General features: G+C 71.6%; 3 protein-coding genes. All 3 read left to right on the forward strand.

Translation table 11 applies throughout. The features are described 5' to 3' along the window. Positions 1-415 (forward strand): MFS transporter (locus MFF42_RS13910; RefSeq protein WP_238256263.1); only part of this gene is annotated, 415 nt, incomplete at its 5' end. Between the two features lie 98 nt (positions 416-513). Next, the gene (locus MFF42_RS13915) at positions 514-642 is read left to right on the forward strand and encodes a TFIIS helical bundle-like domain containing protein (RefSeq protein WP_238256264.1); all 129 of its coding nucleotides are present in this window, start codon (positions 514-516) and stop codon (positions 640-642) included. Between the two features lie 222 nt (positions 643-864). Then, positions 865-1,053: a hypothetical protein gene (locus MFF42_RS13920; protein ID WP_238256265.1), complete on the forward strand. Its 189-nt coding sequence runs from the start codon at positions 865-867 to the stop codon at positions 1,051-1,053. Positions 1,054-1,139: the final 86 nt, after the last annotated feature.

Here is a 1,139-nt window from a genome sequence, read left to right on the forward strand (position 1 = left end):
GCTCGGCAACGTGCTGTTCCAGATCCCCGTCGGCCTCCTCGCCGACCGGGTGGACCGTCGCCTCGTCCTGCTCGGCGCCAGCCTCGCGGGGGCGCTCGGGGCCGCGCTGATCCCGGCGGCCTCGGCCTCCCTGCCGGGGCTCACCGCCCTGCTCTTCGCCTGGGGCGGGATCGTCGGCACGCTCTACACGGTGGGCCTCGCCCATCTCGGATCCAGCTTGCGCGGGCCGGATCTGGCCGGCGCCAACGCCGCCTTCGTGATGCTCTACAATGCCGGGCTGATGCTCGGGCCGCCGCTCATCGGCGGCGGCATGGACCTCGCCCCGCCCCAGGGCTTCGCCGTCGCCATGAGCCTGCTCTTCGCGATCTACGCGGTGCCGGTGGTGCGAAGCCTCCTGCGGGGACGCGCGGGCTGAGGATCGATCGCGCGGCACGGAACGCCGCCCAGGCGGCATCCGTTATCTCTGTCGAAGCTGCACCGTTGTCCCGGTCCCACGACGAAGGAGCACGAACCATGAGCCTCATCGGACGCATCGTCACCAAGATCCTCGGCACCGACGACCGCGCCGTCGCCCGCGACGACCGCAACGCCGATTCGAGCAGCCCGATCGGCCGCCTCGTGACAAAGATCCTGCGCAAGTAGTCCCGCTGCGCGGCGACGACCCGAGGGCCGGCCGCCCGAGAGGGCGGCGCGGCCCTTTTTCATGCCCGCCGCCGGCCTCGCCGTGCGGGGGGCTTTGCGGGGTGGTCTTTTCCTGATGAGACGTTTATGCCCCGGCCCCTTCCCCGCTCTCGAATCCTCACGGGCCAAGGCCCAGGTTTCTGCCGCGGTTCACCTCACCGGACCGCGCCACCCGATCTGATCATGTCCCCCTTGCACCAACTTTCCCCGGCCGCCGAACCCGCGGAGGCCGGAACAGATGCGGGCAACAGCCTGCCCAGCTACGTCGTCGGCCAGGACGGGCAGGGCCGCTGGGTCGCCCTGGAAAGCCACGGCCTCGGCGGGGGCTATTTCCGGAGCCGCGAGGCGGCGTTCCACTACGCGGTGAGCTAGACCGGACGCCGCGCGGGCGCGGTGCGTCTCAGTGCCGAGCCGCTGCGCATCGCCCTGTGATCCGGTTCCCGCTCCGATCGGAGCGG

The sequence above is a fragment of the Methylorubrum podarium genome, from assembly GCF_022179745.1.
In the GTDB taxonomy this organism is placed as follows: domain Bacteria; phylum Pseudomonadota; class Alphaproteobacteria; order Rhizobiales; family Beijerinckiaceae; genus Methylobacterium; species Methylobacterium podarium.